Source organism: Gilliamella sp. B2887, from assembly GCF_026537015.1.
Lineage (GTDB): Bacteria > Pseudomonadota > Gammaproteobacteria > Enterobacterales > Orbaceae > Gilliamella.
On the sequence record NZ_JAFNMX010000005.1, the window covers coordinates 144335 to 169909 of the forward strand.

General features: G+C 34.3%; 23 protein-coding genes. 12 read left to right on the forward strand and 11 right to left on the reverse strand.

The annotated features are described in order from the left end of the window. The gene (locus tag J3U13_RS06065; RefSeq protein ID WP_267340821.1) at window positions 1–1545 is read right to left on the reverse strand and encodes a DUF945 family protein; all 1545 of its coding nucleotides are present in this window, start codon (window positions 1543–1545) and stop codon (window positions 1–3) included. A 27-nt stretch (window positions 1546–1572) separates the two neighbouring features. Then, window positions 1573–5034: a transcription-repair coupling factor gene (mfd, locus tag J3U13_RS06070; protein ID WP_267340822.1), complete on the reverse strand. Its 3462-nt coding sequence runs from the start codon at window positions 5032–5034 to the stop codon at window positions 1573–1575. A gap of 159 nt (window positions 5035–5193) precedes the next feature. On the opposite strand from mfd, the gene lolC reads away from it, so the two are divergent. From lolC to lolE, 3 genes are read left to right on the forward strand one after another with little or no spacing between them, the layout of a single operon-like run. Beyond that, a complete protein-coding gene (gene lolC / locus J3U13_RS06075) occupies window positions 5194–6396 on the forward strand; it encodes a lipoprotein-releasing ABC transporter permease subunit LolC (RefSeq protein WP_416380222.1) in 1203 nt (400 codons plus the stop codon). After that, window positions 6389–7093 carry a lipoprotein-releasing ABC transporter ATP-binding protein LolD gene (lolD, locus tag J3U13_RS06080; protein WP_267340824.1) on the forward strand — a complete coding sequence of 235 codons (705 nt, stop codon included), beginning with the start codon at window positions 6389–6391 and terminating at the stop codon, window positions 7091–7093. Before lolC ends, lolD begins: the two co-directional genes overlap by 8 nt. Window positions 7094–7099: 6 nt before the next feature. Then, the gene (gene lolE, locus J3U13_RS06085; protein WP_416380586.1) at window positions 7100–8344 is read left to right on the forward strand and encodes a lipoprotein-releasing ABC transporter permease subunit LolE; all 1245 of its coding nucleotides are present in this window, start codon (window positions 7100–7102) and stop codon (window positions 8342–8344) included. 51 nt (window positions 8345–8395) lie between these two features. Here lolE and J3U13_RS06090 read toward each other — a convergent pair whose 3' ends face one another. The 3 genes from J3U13_RS06090 to J3U13_RS06100 all read right to left on the reverse strand — a co-directional run bounded on the left by J3U13_RS06090 (window position 8396) and on the right by J3U13_RS06100 (window position 10826). Continuing rightward, window positions 8396–9124 (reverse strand): rhomboid family intramembrane serine protease, encoded by a 729-nt coding sequence (locus tag J3U13_RS06090; RefSeq protein WP_267340827.1) that lies wholly within the window; start codon window positions 9122–9124, stop codon window positions 8396–8398. Between the two features lie 51 nt (window positions 9125–9175). Continuing rightward, window positions 9176–9685 carry a GNAT family N-acetyltransferase gene (locus J3U13_RS06095; protein ID WP_267340828.1) on the reverse strand — a complete coding sequence of 170 codons (510 nt, stop codon included), beginning with the start codon at window positions 9683–9685 and terminating at the stop codon, window positions 9176–9178. 217 nt (window positions 9686–9902) lie between these two features. Continuing rightward, window positions 9903–10826 carry a LysR family transcriptional regulator gene (locus tag J3U13_RS06100; RefSeq protein WP_267340830.1) on the reverse strand — a complete coding sequence of 308 codons (924 nt, stop codon included), beginning with the start codon at window positions 10824–10826 and terminating at the stop codon, window positions 9903–9905. 394 nt (window positions 10827–11220) lie between these two features. Between J3U13_RS06100 and J3U13_RS06105 the strand changes: the two genes are divergently transcribed. The 3 genes from J3U13_RS06105 to J3U13_RS06115 all read left to right on the forward strand — a co-directional run bounded on the left by J3U13_RS06105 (window position 11221) and on the right by J3U13_RS06115 (window position 13163). Next, window positions 11221–11949 (forward strand): hypothetical protein, encoded by a 729-nt coding sequence (locus J3U13_RS06105; protein ID WP_267340831.1) that lies wholly within the window; start codon window positions 11221–11223, stop codon window positions 11947–11949. Between the two features lie 222 nt (window positions 11950–12171). Continuing rightward, window positions 12172–12381: a hypothetical protein gene (locus tag J3U13_RS06110; protein WP_267340832.1), complete on the forward strand. Its 210-nt coding sequence runs from the start codon at window positions 12172–12174 to the stop codon at window positions 12379–12381. 299 nt (window positions 12382–12680) lie between these two features. Continuing rightward, window positions 12681–13163 (forward strand): hypothetical protein, encoded by a 483-nt coding sequence (locus J3U13_RS06115; protein ID WP_267340833.1) that lies wholly within the window; start codon window positions 12681–12683, stop codon window positions 13161–13163. Between the two features lie 791 nt (window positions 13164–13954). Here the strand turns inward: J3U13_RS06115 and J3U13_RS06120 are convergent. Then, a complete protein-coding gene (locus J3U13_RS06120) occupies window positions 13955–14536 on the reverse strand; it encodes an IMPACT family protein (protein ID WP_267340834.1) in 582 nt (193 codons plus the stop codon). A gap of 60 nt (window positions 14537–14596) precedes the next feature. On the opposite strand from J3U13_RS06120, the gene nfi reads away from it, so the two are divergent. Together nfi and J3U13_RS06130 are read left to right on the forward strand one after the other, a co-directional pair. After that, window positions 14597–15262: a deoxyribonuclease V gene (gene nfi / locus J3U13_RS06125; protein ID WP_416380221.1), complete on the forward strand. Its 666-nt coding sequence runs from the start codon at window positions 14597–14599 to the stop codon at window positions 15260–15262. Continuing rightward, window positions 15252–16001, forward strand: coding sequence for a tRNA1(Val) (adenine(37)-N6)-methyltransferase (locus tag J3U13_RS06130; RefSeq protein ID WP_267340836.1), 750 nt, complete (start codon window positions 15252–15254; stop codon window positions 15999–16001). Before nfi ends, J3U13_RS06130 begins: the two co-directional genes overlap by 11 nt. A 14-nt stretch (window positions 16002–16015) precedes the next feature. Here J3U13_RS06130 and J3U13_RS06135 read toward each other — a convergent pair whose 3' ends face one another. The 3 genes from J3U13_RS06135 to apt all read right to left on the reverse strand — a co-directional run bounded on the left by J3U13_RS06135 (window position 16016) and on the right by apt (window position 19038). Next, window positions 16016–17425 carry a basic amino acid/polyamine antiporter gene (locus J3U13_RS06135; protein WP_267340837.1) on the reverse strand — a complete coding sequence of 470 codons (1410 nt, stop codon included), beginning with the start codon at window positions 17423–17425 and terminating at the stop codon, window positions 16016–16018. Window positions 17426–17469: 44 nt separating this feature from the next. Next, window positions 17470–18240: a dimethylargininase gene (gene ddaH, locus J3U13_RS06140; protein WP_267340838.1), complete on the reverse strand. Its 771-nt coding sequence runs from the start codon at window positions 18238–18240 to the stop codon at window positions 17470–17472. Window positions 18241–18486: 246 nt separating this feature from the next. Further along, complete coding sequence (gene apt / locus J3U13_RS06145; protein ID WP_267340840.1) at window positions 18487–19038, reverse strand: adenine phosphoribosyltransferase; 552 nt, start codon at window positions 19036–19038, stop codon at window positions 18487–18489. Between the two features lie 780 nt (window positions 19039–19818). On the opposite strand from apt, the gene J3U13_RS06150 reads away from it, so the two are divergent. Together J3U13_RS06150 and J3U13_RS06155 are read left to right on the forward strand one after the other, a co-directional pair. Beyond that, window positions 19819–20586, forward strand: coding sequence for a transporter substrate-binding domain-containing protein (locus J3U13_RS06150; protein WP_267340842.1), 768 nt, complete (start codon window positions 19819–19821; stop codon window positions 20584–20586). A gap of 150 nt (window positions 20587–20736) precedes the next feature. Then, on the forward strand, window positions 20737–21384 hold the full coding sequence (locus tag J3U13_RS06155) for a DUF421 domain-containing protein (protein ID WP_267340844.1): 648 nt from the start codon (window positions 20737–20739) through the stop codon (window positions 21382–21384). Window positions 21385–21458: 74 nt separating this feature from the next. Here J3U13_RS06155 and ispE read toward each other — a convergent pair whose 3' ends face one another. Continuing rightward, window positions 21459–22301, reverse strand: a complete 843-nt coding sequence (gene ispE / locus J3U13_RS06160; RefSeq protein ID WP_267345793.1) for a 4-(cytidine 5'-diphospho)-2-C-methyl-D-erythritol kinase — start codon at window positions 22299–22301, stop codon at window positions 21459–21461. Window positions 22302–22310: 9 nt separating this feature from the next. Continuing rightward, the gene (gene lolB / locus J3U13_RS06165) at window positions 22311–22928 is read right to left on the reverse strand and encodes a lipoprotein insertase outer membrane protein LolB (RefSeq protein WP_267340847.1); all 618 of its coding nucleotides are present in this window, start codon (window positions 22926–22928) and stop codon (window positions 22311–22313) included. Window positions 22929–23101: 173 nt separating this feature from the next. Between lolB and hemA the strand changes: the two genes are divergently transcribed. Together hemA and J3U13_RS06175 are read left to right on the forward strand one after the other, a co-directional pair. Next, window positions 23102–24376, forward strand: a complete 1275-nt coding sequence (hemA, locus tag J3U13_RS06170) for a glutamyl-tRNA reductase (protein ID WP_267340849.1) — start codon at window positions 23102–23104, stop codon at window positions 24374–24376. Window positions 24377–24773: 397 nt separating this feature from the next. Then, window positions 24774–25016 carry a zinc ribbon domain-containing protein gene (locus J3U13_RS06175; RefSeq protein WP_267340851.1) on the forward strand — a complete coding sequence of 81 codons (243 nt, stop codon included), beginning with the start codon at window positions 24774–24776 and terminating at the stop codon, window positions 25014–25016. The last annotated feature ends 559 nt before the right edge of the window (window positions 25017–25575 follow it).

A 25575-nucleotide genomic window follows, 5' to 3' on the forward strand; every position in this document is an offset into this window, starting at 1 on the left:
TCAAAAATCATGAAAGAATTCTTTTTTCGACATGATTTCACCATTGACTTGAACTTCATCACTGTCTTTGGTTAAGCTCACGTCTGAAAAAAGACCTTCGGTTTGTCCATTATCGAAAACAAAAAATGGTACGTTACCCAAAAACATTTCAGCACTTAACTTAATATTTGATTTTACTTTATTAACTTGCTGTTCGGTAACCTCACTATTTTGAGGATGTTCGAATTGCGCATAAAATTGCGCCATAACATCAAATGGTGCTTCAACCTTTAATTTTAATGTATTTATTTTCTCATCAATATCATTTGAAAAATCACTTTCTTCATCAAATGTGTAATTAAAATTGTTGATATCAAGAACGAAATTTGCATTAATATCACCGGCAGAGTTATGCCAATTGAATTTATTTAGAGTGACATTGGTATTATTTGGCATATCCTCAGCTGTGTCTTGCAAATCTTCAAAAGAGTCCACATAAAATTGATTCAATAAATAGCGCTTGTCAAGACCTTTAAAGCTTAAGTCGAGTGAGCCATTACCTAAGTTTTGCTTGCCGTAGAGGATTGAAGCAACACTGGTAAATAATGATCCATCTATTGCGTAGTTTTGGGGATTCAATTCAACGTGTTGGTTTAGGACAAATTTATTCAATTCAATGCGATTAACTGCATCAGATGCGTCTTGACCAGTAGATATAATGAGTCGATGAATTTCACTTTGGTCACTAACCTGATAATCTTTATAGTTAATTTTTCCTTTAGAGGTGAGATCATCAAAATCGATGTTGGTATTAGAACCAAATTCAATATTTTTCATATTTAAACTGCTCATTTTCATCTCATAGTTAACAGAAGCAGTATTTTGTTCAGGTTTAAATGACACATTTAAATCGTTAAAAGAAATAATGTTATTTTGATCTATTACCCAATTAAGTTTATCAAATGATGCTTTTATCGATAGATCAGAGTCATTATTTTTATCAATTACAAGATTTCCCTTACCCAGTTCAATTGCATCTTGATCCTCAATAAGATCAAAGTCTGAATCGGTTAACTTAATACCTTCAGTTTCTAATTTGACAGTAAGATAATTGCTATAACTCAGACCAGCGTGACCAGAAATAAAAGATTGATTACCCGCTAACTTCCAAAGGGTCGGATTCGTTTTATCGGTTATCGCAAATTCTAACCAGGCTATTTGTGGGATGAAATAGCCATTAGCAAGTGCGGCTAAAGGGAATGGACCATGATGAATCGTGGCCTCATCATCGTATAACACTATTACTGAGGCATCATCATTATCAATTTGTTTTTTTTGTGTCAAGGTGACTTTTAGATGTGTTTTGGTCGAAAATATTCCTTTTTTATCATTACTGTGAGAAATATTTAGATTGTAAATTTGTTGGCTGGTGTTAACCTGCTGGGTAAACTCAGCTAAGTTAGTATCGAGGTTTTCTTCGATTAAATTTCCGGTATAAATTGAAGTGCCAATATATCCAAATGCTAATATTGCAATAACTCCTGTCGCTACTATACTTTTTTTCATCATCATTCTCTTTTTATATTTTATCCGCTATAACTCTTGGTGGTTAGAAAAATCAGCCAACAAATTTTTAATATACTCAATACGATCACTTCTTTGTAAATGTGAGCTCAGTAATTTTAATCGATTTGTGCCCTCAAGGCGATAATTTTTTGGTGATTTTTGAATCATTTCAATTAAATAATCGACAGAAATTTTATTGTTTTTGCCAAATTCGATAAAACCGCCTTTTTCACCAAATTCAATTTTAGTAATTCCTAAATGGTTTGCCTGATAACGAATTTTAGTTGTTTCTAATAAAAAGAGTACAGCATCGGGTAGTTTACCAAATCGATCCCGCATTTCGATTTTTATATCGGTTAATTCCTCAATTGCTTCAATACTAGCAATACGTTTATACAATGACAGACGAGTATTCACATCAGGAATAAAATCGTCAGGAATCAAAGTTGGCAAACGTAATTCAACTTCGGTTTGCTGATTATTAAGGAGCGATTCAAGCGTGGGTTCTTTACCTTCTTTGAGTGATTTAACCGCATCATCGAGCAATTCAATATAAAGATTAAAACCAATTGTTTCAATTTGACCGCTTTGATCGCTACCCAATAATTCACCTGCGCCTCGTATTTCAAGATCATGTGTTGCTAAAGCAAACCCTGCACCTAAATCTTCCAGTGATGCAATTGCCTCTAAACGCTTTTTAGCATCTTTACTGAGCAGTTTAGGATGCGGTGTTAATAAATAGGCATAAGCTTGATGATAAGAACGACCAACCCGACCTCGCAACTGATGTAATTGAGCTAACCCAAATTTATCGGCTCGTTCAATAATGATCGTATTTGCATTCGGGATATCGATCCCAGTTTCGACAATTGTAGTACAAACGAGTATATTAAATCGTTGATGATGAAAATCATTCATGACGCGTTCCAAATCACGTTCATGCATCTGACCATGACCAATAGCAATGCGTGCTTCAGGAACCAATTCAGCGAGTTTTTCACTCACTATTTCAATGTCTGAGACATCATTATGTAAGTAGTAAATCTGACCACCACGTAAGATTTCACGTAATATTGCTTCACGAATAACCAGATCATCGTACTCACGTACAAACGTTTTAACTGCAAGACGCCGAGCAGGTGGTGTAGCAATAATAGAAAGATCACGCATGCCGCTCATTGCCATATTTAGGGTGCGTGGTATTGGTGTGGCGGTTAGGGTTAAAATATCAATATTGGCACGCATTGCTTTAATTCGTTCTTTTTGACGAACACCAAAGCGATGTTCTTCATCAACAATTAATAAGCCAAGATCTTTCCATTTTATGTCTTCTTGTAATAATTTATGAGTACCTATTACGATATCCACTTTACCTTCACCCAAAGCTTGAATAATAGCTTGTTGCTGTTTAGCTGTTTTAAATCGTGACAAGCTTTCAATTCGTATTGGCCAATTCGCAAAGCGATCACAAAAGTTTTCATAATGTTGCTCGGCAAGTAAAGTAGTAGGAACTAAAACCGCAGTTTGTTTATGATTTATCACAGCCAAAAAAGCGGCTCGAATAGCGACTTCAGTTTTACCAAAGCCAACATCACCACAAACCAATCTGTCCATTGCATAAGGTGAACACATATCGCCAATTACCGCACCAATAGCGTTTTGTTGATCCTCCGTTTCTTGATACGGAAAAGCTTCGCAAAATAATTCGTACTGTTCTCGATCTTGCTTAAATTCAAAACCTGGTTTACTTTCTCGCTCAGCATAAATATCAAGTAATTCGGCTGCAACATCTCGAACCTTTTCAGCAGCTTTTTGTCTGGCTTTACTCCATGCATCAGTACCAAGTTTATTCAGAGGAGCATTTTCTTCATCCCCGCCTGAGTAACGACTGATTAAATTCAAGGATGACACTGGCACATAAAGCTTTGTATCATTTGCGTAAAGTAAAATCAAATACTCTGCATTAATGCCACCGGTTTCAAGAGTGGTCAGACCAGCATATCGTCCTACTCCATGCTCTAAATGCACCACAGGTTTGCCAGGAGTTAATTCAGCTAAACTACGAATCAGCGTATCAGTATTGATAGCTTGCTTATTTTCTTTTTTGCGGCGAACAATCCGGCGACCCAGTAATTCATTTTCAGTAATAAAAGCAAAATTATCGGATTGATTAATAAAACCTTGCTCACTTGCACCTAAAATTATACAAAAGCGATCATTAACATGATGGATTTCATCCAGTTGGTTAATCGTTATTGGATGAATGCGAATGCGACCTAAAATTTCTTGTAATGCTTCTTTGCGACCTTCTGATTCGACCGAAAAGACGATTTTACCTGTATAACGTTCAATAAATTGATGGAATTGCAAGTAAGGATCTTTTTGTTGAATTGCAATCGCAAGATCAGGCAAATTCGAATAAGGCATATTGACATTTTTATTCGATTCGCTGATGAGTTCATGCGATACAACCAATCTCGGATATTTTTTAAAATCGGCAAAGATTTCGTCGGTTTTTGACCAAATGATTACAGGTTCCAATAATGGTCGCATTGGATCAACCTTACGATTATCGTAGCGTTGGTTGATATCTTGCCAAAATTTATTGGCATGAGACTCAATATTTACGGTGTTAAGAATGAGTGTGTTAGTCGAAAAATAGGTAAACAGCGGAGTTAATGGCTCATTAAAAAATAAGGCCTGCCAATATTCTATACCAGTGGGTAAAATATTTTTGCTGACTTGTTGATAGATACTTTCTGGCTCTAATCTGACCGGAAATTTTTCACGCCATTGGCTTCTAAAAAGCTCAATAGCGGTTTTATCAAATGGAAATTCATGCGCAGGCAATAACTGTATTTCAACTATTTCATCAATTGTACGTTGAGATTCAACATCAAAAGTGCGAATGCTATCTATTTCGTCATCAAAAAAATCAATACGATAAGGTCTATCACTGCCCATTGGATAAATATCAAACAAAGCACCTCGAGTGGTATATTCGCCATGTTCCATTACTTGACTGACAGAACGATAACCTGCATTTTCAAGTTGTAAACGTAACTTTTCGCGGCTAATTTGCAGACCTTTTTTCATCATAAACACATGCCCACCCAAATAGCTTTGTGGGCAGACTTTTTGCATTAAGGTGTTTATGGGTAAAATCAAAGCTCCTTTAGTCAAATTTCTTAAATGATAAAGGCAAGATAGACGTTCAGAAACAATATCTTGATGCGGTGAAAAACTATCATATGGCAGTGTCTCCCAATCAGGAAAAAAGATAGCAGGATAGGGTGAAAATTGTTTTAGTTCTTCATGGATACGCGTTGTTTGTTGCATATCATCTGTAATAATCACCACTAAGCCATCGTGCGCATCCATTGCTTGAGCGCAAAATTGGGATAGGGACGATCCAATTAACTGCCCAATTTGTTTTACTTCACCTGATTTTTTAGGAATTACTGTTGAAATATTAAGAGTTTTAGACATGTTGATTTTACATGGTTTTGCTAAATAATTAGTGGTAGATTATAACGTAAGAATGAGGTTGTTTTCTATAACTGTTTAATCCTGTATGATAAGCATCTTGCAATTAACTAGCTAAACTTTGTCAAGAAGTTTCAGGTAATATATACATTTATGTCAAAAATATTTCGTCCATTAGTGTTTTTTATCGGTTTGCGCTATGTCTATGGGCAAAAGACTGATGGTTTTAGTCGCTTTGTATCATGGTTATCCATGCTTGGTATTATGCTTGGCTCCATTGGTTTGATTGTTGTGTTGTCGGTCATGAATGGGCTAGAAGATCAAATGCAGAGCAGTATATTAAAATTTCTTCCTCAGGCTCAGGTAACCACATCGCAAGGTCATATCGATCCTAGAGAAATTTCTGGTGATCAATTTATGAAAATCAATGGCGTTAATCATGTGGCACCTTTAGTCACCGGTGATGTAGTTTTGCAAAGTGAAAAAGGTATCATGGTCAGTACGTTAATGGGTATCAATCCGGAAGATGGTGATCCTATTAACGAATACGTTTACACGGGTTCAGTATCCGATCTTATACCTGGGCAATATAACGTCATTATCGGGGTAACTTTAGCTAATCAATTGGGTGTTACTGTTGGCGATAAAATACGCTTAATGGTGACCGATGCTAGCCAAATTACGCCAGTTGGTCGGATTCCTTCACAAAGACTATTTAATATCGTTGGTATGTTTTCAATTAATCATGATATCAATCAAGCCTTGATTTATGTTAATCAAACCGATGCCCGTCACTTACTTCGTTACCATGAAGGAATAATAACGAGCTGGCGCTTGTTTTTAAATAAACCATTAGATATTACATCTGTGACCAGCATGCCATTACCGAAAGGATTAGTCTTCAATGATTGGCGAGCAAAACGCGGAGAATTATTCCAAGCTATCAAAATGGAAAAAAATGTCATGGGATTATTAATCAGTCTAATTGTCATTGTGGCTGCTTTTAATATCATTACCTCGTTAAGTTTATTAGTGATGGAAAAACAAGGTGAAGTGGCGATATTAAAAACTCAAGGACTGTCTCGTTTTAAAATCATGTTAATTTTTATCATTCAAGGAGCAAGTTCAGGGGTAATTGGTACATTATTAGGAAGCAGTGTAGGACTGTTACTGGCTTATTACTTGAATGAAATTATGCAATTATTTGGATTATCGTTTGCTGGTATTCAATTACCGTCGCTGGTTGAGCCAACACAAATTATCTTTATTATTATTGGATTACTCATGTTATCGATAATTTCAACTATTTATCCTGCCCATCGTGCAGCCAATATTCAACCAGCCGAGGCGTTACGTTATGAATAATTCACAAATCTTGCTTTCAGCAAAAAATCTTTGCAAAACCTACAATGAAGGCAAAATGGTAACCGAAGTTTTAAAGAACGTTTCGTTTGATATCTATTCAAGATCATTATTAGCAATTATTGGCAGCTCAGGATCGGGTAAAAGTACTTTGTTACATCTTCTTGGTGGATTAGATAAACCAACATCTGGCGAAATCATTTTTAAATCGCAGCAATTAAACCAGCTATCTGAAAAAGAAAAAGCACACCTTCGTAATCAAGAAATAGGTTTTATTTATCAATTTCACCACTTATTGCCCGATTTTTCTGCTTTAGAAAATGTTGCAATGCCTTTATTAATTAGTGGTGCAAATCCTAATGATGCCAAAAAGCGAGCAATGGTTATGCTAGAATCGGTTAATTTAGCTAAACGTGCAAATCATAGACCGTCTGAACTGTCTGGCGGTGAACGTCAGCGTGTGGCGATTGGACGAGCACTTATCAACAATCCAGCATTGGTTATGGCAGATGAACCGACAGGTAATTTGGATAAAACTACCGCTAATGCCATTTTTGATTTATTAATAAGTTTGAATCGTGATCATGGCACTGCTTTTTTAGTGGTCACGCATGATCTAGAGCTAGCGAATAAACTCGATAACCAATTAATTATGTACGATGGGCGATTGACTAATCGTTCACTAACTGAAAAAATTTAATGGATAATGACAATGAATTTATCATTAATCACCGCCATTAAGTTCCGCAAAGGACGCCGTAAAAGTGGAATGGTATCGTTAATATCAATTATTTCAACATTCAGTATTGCTATTGGTATTGCCGCTTTAATCATTGGTTTGAGTGCAATGAATGGTTTTGAGCGTGAACTGCATAATCGAGTGCTGTCAGTAGTACCACATGGGCAGTTTTATCCCGAAGATGGCTATCTAGATAATTGGCGAGAAGTTCAAAATGAATTAAAACATAATCGTCACATTGTTTCAGCTATGCCTTTTGTTAATTTTACTGGATTGATTGAGAATGCGAGTAAACTTGGCGCCGTAGAAATAGAAGGGGTCGATCCTGATCAAGAAAAATCAGTCAGTACGCTGCCTAAATACGTTTTGAATAATCAATGGCAAAAATTTAAAGCTGATAGTCAACAAATTATTATAGGAGCGGGTTTAGCTAAAAATTTAGCCGTTAAAGAAAGAGATTGGGTTACATTATTAATTCCAGTATCAAGTGGTCCTAATCAACTTAAACCACCAAAGCGTGTACGTTTACAAGTTATCGGTATTTTGGAATTAAGTGGAAGTCTGAGCAATAATATTGCGTTACTTCCTTTAGCGGATGCCCAAAAATTACTGAATATGGGGGACAGTGTTACAGGTGTTATGGTGAATGTTGATAATGTATATCAGTCCAAATATATTATGAGTCAGGCAGCATTAGCTCTTGATGAAAATTTATCTTTTAATAGTTGGGAACAAACTTACGGTTTTATGTATCGCGATATTCAAATGATCAGAGAAATTATGTATCTAGCTATGATTGTTGTTATTGGTGTTGCTTGTTTCAATATTGTTTCGACATTAGTGATTGCCGTTAAAGATAAGCAACGCGATATCGCCATATTAAAAACCCTAGGTGCAACCAATCGATTAATCAAACATACGTTTATTTGGTATGGGATAATTTCAGGACTAATTGGGAGTTTAATTGGTGTAATGTTAGGATTGATTTTATCATGGCAACTATCAAGTATCATGGCTATTGTGGAATCTTTAATAGGGCATAAAATCCTTAACAGTAATATCTATTTTGTTGACTTTTTACCGTCTGAAATTCATCTTTTTGATGTTGTAATTGTGTTTATTACTGCAATGTTGCTAAGTTTGGTTGCGAGCTATTATCCTGCTCAAAGGGCCTGTAAAATCGATCCCGCTCGAGTATTGAGTAGCTATTAATAACAACAAAGCATAAACGCTAAAGGTGCGCCGTTTGGTGCGCCTTTTTTATCAATACCCATCGATCAAAGAATAATATTGATAATGTTGATAACCCCAATATAAAAGTAGAGTTGCAACAGCAAAAATTAGGGCTGTTAGCGTCGTACAAATTTTGCTTGGATATCGGAATTTTCTTAAACAAAATGTGATTAACCCGCCCAAAACAAAACCGGTTACTCCACCTCCAATGTGTGCCATATTGTCAACAGAAGGTAGTAATCCCAATCCGGCGGTGAGCAATAAACTCACTACAATTGATTTGATAGGCATTTCATGTAAATCCGTTCGATTAATTAACGAGTAAGCGAGCAGAGCGGTGATAATACCTAAAATTGCCCCCGAAGCGCCGCAGCTTATAACGTTATAATGAATTGTGGCGATATCACTTGCTAAACTGCCAAATAAACCCGAGAGCAAATAGATACCTAAAAAAGCGAATGGGGGAATCAATCTTTCTAAAATCATGCCAACACTCCACAACGCTAACATATTCATAGCAAGATGAGCTAATCCTATATGCATGAAAATGTTGGTAAAAAGGCGCCAGTATTGGCCAGAAAAAGTTATTTGAGCAACATCAGCTCCCCAGTCAATTAAAAACTGATTTTGATTTAAATCTGACAGACCTCTCATATCAAGAAGTCGAGAAAAAATAAACCAAGCAACATTAATACAAACTAAAATGCTGGTAATTTTAGCTTGACGATATAAGAATTGAACATGTTTTACAAAATTCATGTGTTGAGTTTTCCTTTTGAAAAACGAAATGTTTAAAAATAGACAGAGGATTTAAACCAACTGCTTTCCATAAATAACCAAATCACGCTTAACGTCATCCAATTCCGCAATTTTAGGTAATAATCCCCATTGTTGATAATTCATTTTTTTGAATAAATTTATGCTAGGAAGATTATGACCAAAAATATAGCTAAGTATGGTTTCAATACCTGCCTGTTTGGCAAATAATTCAATGTGTTTAATGGTGGATTGACCAATGGTTTTCCCTCTAAAATCATGATGCAAATACAAACTGATTTCAACCGTTTTAACATAAGCCGCGCGACCATAAAAAGAGGATAAACTTACCCAACCACAAGATTGATTCTGATATTTGATTAACCAAAGTGGGCGATTTTGAGGATTATGCTGTTCAAACCAAACCATACGACTTTCAATCGATACTGGCTGCAAATCCGCCGTAATTTGACGGCTCGCTATGGTTTCGTTATATACATTTATAATAAAAGGCAAATCATCTAAAGTGGCATCAGTAAAGGTAATCATAAAATAAAATAACAAGGATTAATTATGCCTCATTGTAATGGCTTTAATGATAGCAAGCAATATTTAAAAAAACGATATAACTGTATAAAAATCATTAACTCACCTAAAGAGTGCCTACACAATATTATGACACTATTTTCAAACAGATTTTTTAATTAGATCATTTATTACAAATGAAATGTTTAAATTTTTTAAGAAAAGGAAGAAAAATAATCAGAACAATTAGCCTATTTTAGGGTTTAACTTGAGTAAAAAAATCAATAATGGCTTGGTTGGACGCCGTGATTTTCAGATTTTTTCGCCAAACAAGGTAAATATTAATTTTTAATTTCTTATCTTGGTGGGGATTTAATTTTTTGTAAGATACGCCATCAACTTTGGCTTGTGCCATTGATTGTGGTAAAAGCATCATTCCTTTACCTAAAGCAACTTCTAGTAACATAGAAAGATTATCTGCAAGCTCTGCTCGCCTAATTATAGGCTTGTCTAAACGATTGAAAACGTTTTCACATTGTTCGTAAAAAAAGGGATTTAAATGTTGTTTAAACCAAAATAGTGGTAAATCGGTCAAATCATTAAGATCGATATTTTCTTGTTTGTTACAGCGATGATTTGCAGGCAAAACTAAAGTCATAGATTCTTGATAAATCAGTAATGAATTTTCAGTGAATGTTCGATTTGGATAATCAGAAACAATAGCGAAATCAATATTGCCTTGCTGCAATTCACGTAATAATTCTTTGGAAATATAGTTGTGTTGATAGATTTCAGCGTGTTCACTAAATTTTGATAAAAAAAGTTTAAAATAAGGAATATAATCAAAATTTAAAGTTTTTGTGGTTCCTATCATAACTTTTTTAATACTAATGCTTTTAGTTGAATTAACGATTGAACAAAGATCATTTAACAATTGGCTTACTTGAGATTTCAGTATTTCGCCTTCTTGAGTTAAGGTAATATTATGTGAGTTTCTTAAAAACAACGTACTTTGTAATGTTTCTTCCAATATTTTAATTTGTGTTGTAAGTGGAGGTTGACTCATACCTAATTTTTTTGCGGCACGGGTAAAACTCATTTCCTCACAAACGGCAATAAAGTATTGTAATTGTTTAATGGATGGTAATCTTTTGCTATAGATATCCATGATTTTCATCATTCCTAATTTGATACTTCCCTAATTTTTTAATCTGCTTTGCAGTTAATTCTTATTAAAGATCATCTTGATATTATGAAGGATTTTTTTATCTTTTGCATTTGTTTATCGTATTTTTTGCTATACGAATTTCGTATAGCAAAAAATGTATTTCCCAATTTTTGGTCTCTCAATTAGGATTTCATCAGAATTTCAATTTTACTCGATTGCAATTTTTTATTTTTGTTTCGTTATCCCATGAAGCATCAACAATGTTTTAAATTCTAGTAGTATGCAACTCATTAGAAATGAGAACAATAAAAAATCAGCTAATTCAATATTAAGGGCCCCAATTATGAAAAATGACTTATTACGTATAATGATATTGATATTTTGCTGCTTTTATGGAGAATTAAGTATGGCAAATTTAAGAATGCTAGCTTCGGGCTTTAATGCACCGACAGGAATCGCTTTTGATCGCTCCGGTATGATGTATGTGACAAATTGGTCTGGTGATTCAATCGTAAAAGTGAACAGCAATGGCAAACAAGAGATCTTCTATTCTGGTATTGCGTCACCTGCAGGAATAGTCATTGATAAGCAAGATAATGTATACGTTTCATCTTATCGTGATGACTATATTTTAAAAATTAAGCCTAATGGTCAAACACAAAAAATATCAGAGGGCTATCATACGCCTACGGGAATCGCTTTTTCTAATGATGGTCAACTATTAGTCACGAATCGTTCAACAGGAGAAATTGTAGCACTTGATTTAGAAACCAAACAAAAGACGATTCTAGCCCAGGGATTGACTACACCCGTTGGGGTTACTCAACTGGCAGATAATAGTTTAATTGTCTCTCAATATAGCGGTAATTTGACCATGATTCAACCTAATGGTAATAGAACGGAATTAGGCGATCAATTCGATCGTCCTGGGGTGGGTATTGTTACAATTTCGTCCAATATTGTCGCAGTCATCGATCATGGCGCGGGAATGGTACGACAAATTGACATAAAAACAAAAAAGGTAACAACTTTAGCCTCGTCTCTATCAGGAGCGGTTGGATTAGCCTATTATAAAAACCGTTACTATATCGGAGTTTGGGGTAATGGTTCAATCTATAGGCTGGATAATAATTAAGTTCAGATAAGTGAACACAATCACGTTAACCGATGAGGGAAAATGGAGTTTCATATTAACAGGCAAGTTGCAACTGGCTGGATTATCAAATCAACATTGAGGCTAGGATAATTATCAGAATTTCCATCGAATCATAAATAAAATAATTAAGTTAGTTTCCAATTCATCATTGAGTCTAATGATAGCGATCACTGAATATATTAAACAACATTCAGCATCGACATGAAAAAGACAATAAAAAAAATTGATCCTAATGAAGGGCTTTTTCATTGGAGCGTACATTTAGATTCGATTGACAACAGACGCGATTGCAAAATTTTACCTTTAATTAATCGTCAAGATTTACCGAAATGTGTATTGATGATGATGGATGGCTCAATCGTGGCTTTTTTAGCAATTGTTTTCTCTATTTTGATTTTATTATTCAATTAAATCATTCAGTACATAAAACATGAGTCTTCTTATTGCATTTCACATTCTTGTAGAAGAAAAGGAGGATGGATTGCGAAGTATGAATGAACTTTAATCGTTAATGATCATCTGATCTAAAGTAAAATCACAAAATGATAAGATATTAAAAAATAAAAACCGATGCCGCGATCTATGGATTTTACATTAGTTAACAAATCTTTATAAGATAAGTTTGCTAATTTTTTATAAAATATTATACTTCGCAACATAAGATTGAATTTATTGAACAAAGCAATCCTATGTAGAGAGGACGTAACAATATGTTAAAATGCAATTGGTTTGTAGGGGGTCATAATTTAGATTCATCTTTAAAGTTAAAAATAAAGGATGATTTTTTGACTTCAATTTCTTCAAGTCCCCAAAAGTATTTTCAGTCAACCTTTAATTTTGCATGGAACTTATCTAAAATAATTTTAGATAAACCTTCTCATTGCAAGATTTTGTTGATCAGTGCAAGTATTTTAGTTGGGCTAAGTATTAATGATGTAACCGCATTAAATGTCAGGACAGCAAATGTAATTCAAGCTAATCCGCCATATTTAATTGATAATGGTTTGATTAACACTGAGGAAGCAGAAACACTATTAGGTTTAACTTTATCAGATGGAACTGTAAATGAAGGGATTGATGATGAATCAGATACAGATGATCAACTTGAAGATCCATCTGAATCAGATGATGACCAAATAATAGAGACTATGCCTTTATCGGGCAGCAGCCACTTAATTAAATCAATAAACTAAACAATTAAAGTATTAATACGCTGATGCTGGGTATAGTGCGGTAAATAATACTCAAAAAAAGGAAATAATAGGAATAATGGCACGAGTAAAGCATATAAGGAAATTATGCAGAAGATTAAAGTGCATTTTAAACATCATTTAAATCAATGATAAGTCCAACTTTCAGTCAATTCAAAATCTAAGATGACCGACAAAATACTAGTATGTATTTAAGTGTTAGTTAAACTTACCATATGGCATTTAATCATGGACCAATTAATGCAAACATAAAATTTTAGGTTTAAAAAATACCTATCCTTCTTGGATGAAATAATTTATTTCACCAAGTCTTTTTTTACGAAAATTCAACCTAAGGATAGGAGAAATTCCGAATCATTGAAAAAAATGGCTTGAACAGTCGGATACGAATGAAATCAATGGTAAATCTTGCAAGAGTGATCATTTCATATCTGGCTAACAGAGTTATATCATTTTTTTTAATTCAACCGGATTTCTTATATCCATCATTAAAATTCTTTATTTCAAGATTAAAATATCCCAATAGCCTATTATCGAACGAAAACAGTTAAATAACGGCTTATATAAATTTGTGAAACCATAAACTTGATTAACGAAAAATCAAAAAAATTGCATTACTCTATCATAATGGTTGTTTAGTCAAAGGGATGGCAGTACAATTTTAAGCATAAACTTTTAAGCATAAATCAAATAATGCAGTGGAGTGATATCTCATCTTTTACTAAAACGTCCAGTTAACCTTAAACTTGTTCACAAAACAATCGAACTAAAATTTACAACGCAATAATGACTCTACCACGTGTTATATCACTTATAATTTTTTGTAATATCAATAAATTATCTTTGGTAATGGCTATGCTTACCTTTACCCCTTCGGCATCGAAATCTTGATTTTCAATAATAGCATCCAGTTCTTTAAGACGATTTTCGATAATTGGCCATTCGTGATAATAGCAATGAAATTGCAATGTAACGCGTGCAATAAGCTCAATCAAAGTTGCTTGTTGAAGGCAGTGACTGGCAGAACCGCCATATGCACGAATTAACCCTCCAGTACCCAATTTTATGCCACCAAAGTAACGTGTAACCACCACTACAATTTGATCGCAATTTTGTCCTTCAATGGCCGATAGAATAGGACGTCCCGCTGTACTGCTTGGCTCACCATCATCATTAAAACGATATTGTTGACCAATCTTCCAAGCCCAACAATTATGAGTGGCATTAGGATCACTGATTATGTCAATGAATTTAGTTGCATCTTCCACTGAGGTTACGGGTGCCGCATTGACAATAAAACGACTTTTTTTGATCTCTTCGGTGAGTTCTGTAGGAATTGCTAATGTATATGGCATTCGTATTCTGTTAAAATTATTTCATTACAAGTAATGATACTGATCATAATTAAAATGTCTATTAATTTGCAACAATTAAAACAAACCCAGTTATTGTTGGCTAATCAAGTCAGATTGTCTGATGAATTTAGCGAACCAGTAAATTTTATTGGTGGTACCGATGTAGGGTTCGAAGAGGGAGGTAATATTACTCGGGCTGCTATTGTTGTGCTAAGTTACCCTGACTTTTCTGTCGTTGAATATCATGTTGCTCGTTTAAAAACCGAATTTCCCTATATTCCGGGCTATTTATCTTTTCGGGAATTTCCTGCGTTATTGGCAGCGTGGCAAAAAATTGAAATAAAACCGGATTTATTATTGGTGGATGGTCAAGGCGTTGCTCATCCCCGACGCTTAGGGATTGCCAGTCATCTTGGTTTATTGTTGGATAGACCGACTATTGGAGTGGCTAAAAAACGATTATGTGGGCATTTTGAAACATTACCAAAACAAGCAGGCAATGTTACCCCTTTATTAGATAAACAACAGCAAATTGGTTGGGCACTACAAAGTAAAAACAATTGTAATCCCTTGTTCATTTCGGCAGGGCATCGTGTTACTCAAGCGAGCGCATTAAAGTGGGTTAATTTGTGTTTACGAGGTTATCGTTTACCTGAGCCAACTCGTTGGGCGGATGCGATTGCGTCAAATAAATCTCTATTCAAGAAGTTATTAAATGATAAATAGTCATCAAGAGCCTTTAAAAAAAGGTGGTTTTACGTTTAAACGTTTTTTTGTTGCACACGATAAAAGCCCTATGCAAGTAACAACAGATAGTTGTTTACTGGGCGCTTGGGCTCCAATAGACCATCATCCACAAAAAATCCTTGATATTGGAACAGGATGTGGAGTGATAGCGTTAATGTTGGCTCAGCGTTTAGCTCATTATCCTTGTCAAATTGATGCCATTGATATTGATGCTGATGCGGTTAGACAGTGTCAGGAAAACAGTGTGCATGCTGACTTGCTTTCAGTCAAGGCACAACAAGCTGATATTAATGCATTTCGTCCAAATATTTCGCCTTGGTATGACCTGATTGTAACAAATCCGCCTTATTTTGAGCCAGCCGTTGATTGTCGTAATAGCCAAAGACAACAGGCCCGTTATACAGAAAGTTTAAATTTCGAACAGCTTATTCATTCAGTTAAACGTTTATTAAAACCTACGGGGTTATTTTGTTTGGTCCTACCCTTTGATATCGCTCATCAGTTTACTTGTCTATGTGAAACACATCAGCTTTTTTTACAACAAGAATTGCAAGTGAAATATAATGAAAACAAAAATTTTTCATTGTCATTATTGGCGTTTTCTTTGACTAAAAATGGTCATGTGTTCAGTAAACAACTTTGTATGCGTGATGATGACGGGCGCTATTCATCAGCATTTAGACAATTACTGGTTGATTTTTATCTGTTGCGAAAATAATCCTTGATTTTAAGTTAAAAGGGTAGCACATAAAAATAGAATATGGCGATCGTTGCTAAAATTATTATTGTGATGGCATAGATTTTATCATGTAGGAAGCCGAAAGCTGGAAGTGCCCGTTGTTTTCTCGCATACAAATAAAATATCAGTCCAACGCCATATAAAATCATGGATAATAATAGGTAAGATATTCCACCAGCATAGATCAGCCATATACCATACATTGAACCTACAGAACCTAAAAAGATTAAGTAAGCCTTACCTCGATATACCGACAATTTGAGTACGAAAAGAGCTGATAGTAAGTAAGGGATGAGCACCATGGAAGTAGAGAGTTGAATCAGTGTGTTATAACCCGATTGATAAAAATAAGCAACGATGATGAGTATACTGATTAAACTTGAAGTTAAATATAATGCATTAGCGGGCGTACCTTTTTTATTAAGTTTACCAAAACAACTGGGTACGGTGTGATTGTTACCTTGTCCACTTAAAAACAGCATTTCAGCAGCAAGCAGTAGCCATGATAATAATCCACCACTTACCGATACGATAAGTCCGATATTGATTAACGTTGCTCCCCAGCTACCTATAACTTGTTCAATGACTAAAGCCATGGAAGGGTTTTTCATTTGTGCTAATTCCTGCTGAGGAACAATCCCTAAAGATAATACCGATACGCAAACCAGTAATAAACTTGTGATAGCAAAGCCAAAAAAGGTGGCTCGACTAATGCATAACAGATTCTTAGCTCGTGACGCGTAAACTGTCGCACTTTCAATCCCTAAATAGACCCAAACCGTATAAAGCATAGTGTGTTTTATTTGATCAACAATTGAGCCTAATTGCGGTGTTCCCCAAAAATCTGTTTTAAATGTATTCACTTTGAACGCTAAAATGATGCAGACAATAAATAATCCTATCGGTATAATTTTAGCTAACGTAACGAAACAATTTAATAAAAATGCATGATAAATTCCTTTCAATACAAACGAATTAATCGTCCACAAGAATATAAGGGCACCGATAACAGCAGGAAATGTGGTGCCATTGCCAAAATAGTTAAAACAATCAAACGAGCCGAGTGCACTAAATAAAATGACCAAATAACTCGCGCATGACATCCATGCCGAGATCCAATATCCCCATGCGGCATTAAAGCCAATGTAATCACCAAATCCTTCGCGTACATATCCATATAATCCATCATTAATTTTATAAAAACGGACGGACAGATATTGAAAGATTCGGGTTAGCATTAGCATTCCAAATAAAGTAATAAGCCATGCAATTAATATGGCACCTGCACCGGCTCCTTCCGCCATATTTTGTGGTAGGCTAAAAATACCACTCCCTACAATACTTCCCACTACCAGTAAAGTGAGAGGAAGTAGACCAAGCTTTTTTCTTACTGGCGTATTCATATGAATTTCTTATTTAGTTAATGAGAGGATTGAGGATTTTATTCTTAAAATCGCAATGACATACAACTTACACCGCCATCGATTTTACGGTATTCAGATGTATCAACTTCAATCACTTGATAACCCAGTGCTTCAATTTTAGCTTTAGTCATTGGATATCCATAGGGCATAATGACTCGTTCATTTACCCAAATACAGTTAGCGGCATAGCTTTCTTTATCAGGAATTTCAATAATATTAAGATGTTGAAACTCAGGTTTAGTAATAAATTCACCCGTGGCTAATAAATTATCATGTTCTAAATAAGCAAGACCGGTTTTTAAATGCAGCACCTTTTCTAAGGTAACCACAGAACCTGATAATCCATGTTTTTCTAAGATAGCAATCATTTGATCTGCACCAGATTGATTAGTTCGCGCGGATAAACCAATATAATAATGATCGCCAACCATCATTATATCGCCAGCTTCAACTGTACCAGGTGCAGAAATGCTTTCTACTTTATTAGGATAAAATCTTTCAATAGTAGCCTGAATAATTTCGGTTTCGCCCCGACGGCTTACAGCACCCGGTCGAGTAATAATGGCGCAATTGGGTGTACATAAAACCGTATCTTCCACAAAGACAGAATCAGGAAAACGTTCATTTGCTGGTAAAATCGTAATATCAACATCACATTGTTGCAAAGCTCGAATATAATCATTATGTTGATCTAATGCTTTTTGATAATTGGGTTTACCCAAGTTAGCCGATGTTAAACCATCAATAAGTGATTTGGCTGGTGTTCGAGCGATAATATGATTGAATTTTTTCATCAGTTTTAAATCCTTATTTCTTTAAATAATTATGCTTTATTTTTGAATAATAATTCACAATAATAACTTTATCAAGAGTTAATTTGATTTTTTATGCAGTTGTTGTATTTTTTTATTCAAATTGTAAAATGAAGTGAAGACAGAAATTTGAGATCAGAAAAATAGAGGCTGAATCGATTTTATAAAAAAGGGTAATAAACATTACCCTTAAAATTTGATTTATAGCAATGATTTGGCGATTATTGGTTATTCACCACCAAAATCGACCAATGTGTAACAATTAATTCCCATCTTGGTTAACTTAGTTTTACCTTGTAAATCTGGCAAATTAATAACAAACGCTGCATCTTCAGCTATTCCTCCCGCTTTTTGAATTAATTTAGCGGTAGCAGCAACGGTTCCACCTGTCGCAAGCAAATCATCAATGATTAAAACGCGTTCATTCGGTTTTATTGCATCACAATGTATTTCTAATGTATCAGTACCATATTCAAGTTGATATTCTTCTTTAAAAACGTGACGAGGTAACTTATTGGGTTTTCTTACCGGTACAAAACCTACACCTAAAGCTAATGCTAAAGGAGCAGCAAAGATAAAACCACGAGCTTCAGTACCAACAACTTTGTCAATTTTTTTATCTTGATAATGATCAATTAAAAGATCGACAGATGTTTTAAAGGCGATAGGGTCTTCAAGTAAACTGGTGATATCCCGAAACAGTATCCCTTGTTTTGGATAATCTGGGATCGTAATAATGCTATTTTTAATAAGTTCAAGTTTTTGTTGCAATTGAGTCATATTAAATATTCTCTAACTATTTTCTTTAAGAGCGACTAATTTTTTATTATATACCTTTGCTCTTTACAGTGGCAATAAACAAACAGTTAACACACCGTAAAATAGCGAGATAGGCTAGTTAAAAAGCGATTTCTGTGATGCGTTTATGCATCGTTTAATCGCTTTTTTACCCATTTTTACAATTCAGTATTATCTTTGAGCAGTTTGTCATAAAATTTCTAAATGAAATAAAACAGTAACTTTTTCTATGGTATCTATGAAAAGGAAAAAATTGAGCAAATAATTGGTTTTGAAATTGCTTCAGACGATGTTTTGAATAAACCTTTTGCAATTCTTGAATTAAGAGCTAAAAACCATTGCAAAACATGATTTGTAAGTGAAAATCCAAATTTAATTTATGGCGATGATTATACATTTCGTCATTTTATGATGATGAGCCAATAATCCTTGCTAATAAATTTCTATTTGTTTTGGATCGATCACCACATTAAATATGTCTTTCAGACTCATTCATGTTCATTAAGTTGTAAATGCATGAAAACGTTATTTTTGTGGTAACTGAATGGCTAACCATGATATTTATGCTCAAAGGATTGATGAATATTTAAAAGTTCCCACCAAAATTGATTGCCAAACGAATAAATATTCCATCTCATACTCACCTTCAAAAGAAGGTATGATTTTATGATGGATGAACAATTTAGATAAATGATTTATCTGATTTTTTACTATCAGTTATGAATAATAATTGACTAATTTTAACAGGAAAAGGAATAAAAAATGAAAAAAGTGTCCACCATTATGGCATTATTATTGTGTTCAGGGCTAGCACAAGCAAGAACTTACGATGAAATCATCAATTCAGGTTTTTTGAAAATTGGGGTACCCGCTGATTATGCGCCATTAGCTTTTTATAATTCTCAAGAAAAATTGGTCGGTTTCGATGTTGATATGGCTAAAGAGTTAGCAAAACGATTAAACGTAACGCCGGTATTTTATCTCACAAGTTGGCCAACTTTATCGCAAGATTTAGCCAATGATAATTACGATGTCGCTATGGGTGGGGTGACTTATACCCGAGAACGTGCAGAAAAATTCTTACTATCAGATGAAATTGTAAAAAATGGTAAAGTGGCATTAGCAGCCTGTGAAGTCGCATCAAAATTATCAAATTTAGACAAAATTGATCAACCTGGCGTTAAGGTGGTTGTTAATCCTGGTGGTACAAATGAAAGTTTTGTAAATAATAACATTCATACAGCACAAGTGATCCGCGTAGAAAATAATTTTGATAATATTCAAGCATTACGCGATAAAAAAGCGGATCTCATGGTGACCGATCTTATTGAAGGTCAGTATTATCAATACAAGGAGCCCAACGTTTTATGCTTAGCAACTAACGCGCCATTTAAGGGGACAGAAAGCTATAAAGCTTATATGGTTCAATTGGGCAATCAAAAACTACTGGATGTCATTAATAGTTGGCTTCCTCATTCTAATAAACAGCAATTAGCGGTAAAATGGGGAGTAAAAACTCAGTTAAATTAATTCGCAAATAACTTAATACTTATGGCGGTTGAATCCGCCTCAATTAGCCTAAATAATTTCTATTTCAGTCCTATTTTAGTTGGTAACCCTTAGATCTTTGTCCTTGCGCTAAACCATGTCGATCAAACCTTTTATGGGAGTAATACTCAAATGAATTATTATGATTTTTCAGTTATTGCATTAAAATTATTGGTTGTTTTTATTTGCATCATCTTATTTTTAAAAATTACGGGTAAGACATCATTATCGCAAATGTCGAGTATTGATTTTATTGGTAATATGATTTTAGGTGGAATTGCTGGAGGTATCATCTATAATCCTAAACTTACTGTCTTTGATTTTTTGGTGGTTTTACTCATGTGGACGGCCATCATGTATACTTCCAACTATTTGAAGAAAAAAAGTCAAAATGCCAAAGCATTCATCGTTGGTAATCCGATTATATTAATGGAAAAGGGCAAAATTAAATTAGATGCCTTTACTGCCGTTAATTTGGATTTTTCCAGTTTTGCAGTACTACTTAGAATGAAAAACATCTTTACCATTCATGCGGTGGATAAAGCTATCTTAGAACCTAACGGACAATTGACCGTTGTTAAAAAAGGGGATAAAGATATTTCTGTCCTTGTCTTAGAAAATCAAAGTCCAAATGAAGATGGGTTAAAATCCATTGGCAAAGACGAGGATTGGCTAAAATCTAAATTGGCTGAACAAGGTTATGTAAATTATGATGGATTATATTGCGTCGAATACTATGATGAGAGACTTTTCGTGATACCAAGTGAACTTGTTAAATGAATGAATTTTTATGCGAAATCTACACTTAATGCACCTTAACCATTGCTTTGGTTAAGGTTTATAGGTTTTTTCTCTTAGCCATATAAAGGCGATTTGTTCAATGCTTTGACAACAAAGCTTGGTACCTGAAAGTTATTATTAAGTTTTTGTTGAATTTGTTTCGCTTCTCGTTCGGTTTGACATTGGGTAAAAATACAGGCACCGGTACCCGTTAATCGGGTTGGAGCAAATTGAGAAAGATAGCGAATGACCTTATCAACTATTGGATATCGCTTTCGGACAACCATTTCACAATCATTTCTAAACTGATCAAATGACAAAGCCAATAAATCATCAAGATTTCTACTGGGAGTATTACGAGTAAGCTCCGGATCATTGAAGACTTTAACGGTGGATATTTCAATATTAGGGTAGGTAACTAAATACCAGTATTGTGGAATATCAACCGTTAAAAACTGATCACCAATACCTTGGGCAAAAGCCGCTTGACCATAAATAAAGATGGGTACATCAGCACCAATTTGCCGTCCTATTTCAATTAATGTAGCGGTTTTTAAATTGAGTTGCCATAATTGATTAAGAGCGACTAATACCGTTGCCGCATTTGATGAAGCCCCGCCTAGTCCGCCCCCCATAGGGATTTTTTTATCAATAGTGATATCGACGCCTAAATCCTGACGATTGGCATAAGATTTTAAATGATTGGCAGCAATAATCATTAAGTTTTTGTCTACAGGGACATTAACAAACTCGGTAAGTAAATTGATTTGATTATCCTGACGCATATTAAAAGTTACAACGTCACAATAATCGATGAACTGAAATATGGTTTGCAAATCGTGATAATTGTCAGGACGGCGCCCGGTAATGTAAAGAAATAAATTCAATTTTGCTGGTGAACACCACTGTTTCATCATGACTTCCTTTTATTGCAAAACCCAGTTATTGATCTTCAGACGAATGTGTTCATCATTATGATGCAACTCAATAATTGCAGGTAAATCTATTTTTTGGTTTTGATAGGTATAAGTGGAATACTTGGAGATGTTCAAGTTCCATTGATTATTGTTTTGCATAAAATTCGTTGATGCTAATCTACCTAAGGAGTCTAGTTTATCATTCAAACTATTAGAATAACCTTTTAACCAATTATGCAGAGAATTAAAAGGAACATTAACATTCGATACTTTCTTCATCAAGGTTTCAATATTAATATCTTTATAATGATTACCATTTTTATCAATAAGTTCCGCAAAATCAGGCTCAGATTTTAGCGTTAAAATAGTTGTTCCAACAGGCGTTGTTAACTTAACTTCGAAATGATTAACGGATTGTTGGGAAATGAAAAATCGACCATAGTTACGAGATGTTTCGCTTGTTTGGGCAATACTGCCATGAACACGAAAAGTATTTATCTGTTCAAGAGTCTGTTGATGAGTTTTCCATTGTTGTTCAATTGATGCTGTATCTTTAGGTTTATTGATCTGGCAAGCGGTGATAATAAAAGGTAAAACCAGAATAAAAGCATATTTGATTTTAGACATGAATCATCTCTTGTAGTTGAACGATAGAATTGCTTTATTATAACTGATAATTACCATAATAAGAAAAAGTAACTGTAAATTAACGTTTAATATTTTTTTATGTATAATATTACGCAAAGAATGCTTCATAATACAGTTATTCATCAAAATAAAACTCAAGAAGACACAATGCAATGTCAATCACAATATTAGGTATTAATCATAAGACTGCACCATTAGCATTAAGAGAAAAAATTGCTTTTCCTAACGAAATAGTCAATAAAGCACTGTATAGCCTTTATCAACATCCTCTAATTGAGGGGTGTGTAATATTATCAACCTGCAATCGCACCGAAATTTATTTAAACTATGAACATCAAACAAATTATTTAAGGTTAAAAGAATTCGTTGAAAATTGGTTAGGTCAATTCCACCATGTTAATCTTGAACAGTATAAAAACGTGCTTTATTGGTATGAAGGTCAACGAGCTATTGAACATTTAATGGCCGTTGCCAGTGGTTTGGATTCAATGATTATCGGTGAACCACAAATTTTGGGTCAAGTTAAAGTTGCCTATGGCATTGCACAAAAAAATCACTGTTTGTCGATGACTTTAGAAAAGCTTTTTCAAAATATTTTTCATGTAGCAAAACTTGTGCGCAGTCAAACCAATATTGGCTCTAATACTGCCTCGGTTGCTTATGCTGCTTGCCTTATTGCGCGTAAGTTATTTACAGACACCTCAAAATTAAATGTCATGTTAGTTGGAGCAGGGGAGACAATAGAACTGATTTCTCGCTATTTAAAACCTCATGGGTTTAATCACGTTCTTGTTGCGAATCGTACACGTGACAAAGCAGTAAAATTAGCATCTATTATTGATGCTGAAATCATATCACTACCTGATATAGCTAATCGTCTTAAAGAAGCCGATATCGTTATCAGTTCCACCGCTAGCCCATTACCTATTATTGGAAAAGGGATGGTTGAACGCACATTGCAGGCAAGAAATTATCAGCAAATGTTATTTATTGATTTAGCTGTCCCTCGTGATGTCGAACAGGAAATTAACCAACTCGATAACGTACATTTATATACGATTGATGATCTTCAAAAAACGGTTGAAAATAATTTAGAACAACGCGCCATTGCTGCTCAAAAAGCTCAACATATTATTCAAGAACAATCTGAGCAATTCACCGATTGGCTTAAAGCTCGTTACGCAGTTGACTACGTTAAACAGTATCGCTCTCATGCACAAATTATTAAACATGAGTTAGAAACCAAAGCGCTAAAGGCTATCAAGCAAGGAGCAAATGTAGATGAAGTCTTGGCGGAATTTTCTCATCGATTAACCAATAAACTAATCCATGCGCCAACTCAAACTTTACTTAATGCAGCAACTCATGGTTGTGATGATTGTTTTAGAGTATTGAGTAAAGGTTTAGGTTTGAAAAGACATAACTAAGGTTTATCCTTAACAGAAAATAGAATTGATTGGATCAACTTGAATTTTTTAGATATCAACGTTTGGTAAAAAGTTTGTAAAACTGATAATTACGTTAGAGTATAAAATGATTTCGTTGTAAAACAGTCAGCTTAGTTGTTAAATTTTTCAGATACTAAGAAATAATTCGCTTGTATAACAAAGGGCACAAATACATCGTTATCGATTATTGTAACATTAACACCCAAAGCGCCCAAAAACACACCTTACAAGGTGAACTTAATTTTTTAGATTTTATTCTTGTTACCTATTTTCAATGGTAACTTGTAATCTATAACAACTCGGAGTAGCATTTTTCGTATTAGTAATAATTGCAAATAATGCATCATCATTATTAATTAAATTGAGATCATCAGCGATGAAAATGTGTATAGCATGTGGTATGCCAATGACTACACTTGGTGATTATCCCTTGCATGATATGTCAAAAAGTTATTGTAAACATTGTGCTCATAAAGATGGCACAATGAAAACTTTTGAAGAAAAATGGCAAGAAGTTGCTCTGGGTTATGCCAATAATCATCATATCGATTATTCAATGGCTAAACACACTGCATATGTAATATTAAAAAAATTACCTGCTTGGAAACGTCAGTGGTAAAAAAACAGTTATTTTAAATTAGCAGGTTTTAGTTAAAAAATATAACAATATCGACAAATAAGCAGAATAATCCGCTTATTGAGTTGCCATATTCAACATAAAATACAATCAAAGATCCATCAAATTTTAATCAGTAAATTTAAAATGTTGTAACCTTTGACTAATAAAGATCAGCATTTCATCAAATCCTGAAGTCCAATAGGACCAATCATGACCGCCATTGCGGGCAATGAATGTATAGTGAATCTTATTTTTTTAAGATTCATACTTAATAGGGTATTACCTAAAAGAAAATCATCTTTTGAACCGCAATCAAAATAAAAATATCCTGCCGATTCCAACTTATTCGATGTTTTATTTAAAATGTCATATTTATCCTAAAATTTATTATTCACTCTGTTTTTACCTATTAGATTTAAACCATAGGCTTTACCATAAAATTTTTCACTAAACCAGTAAACATAAAATTCAGTGAAAACGGTTCATACAATTGACTGCATTTGAAGTCTCTGTCCAGTAAAAGTTTGTTGAATGATAGACAACTATTTTCAATTCATCA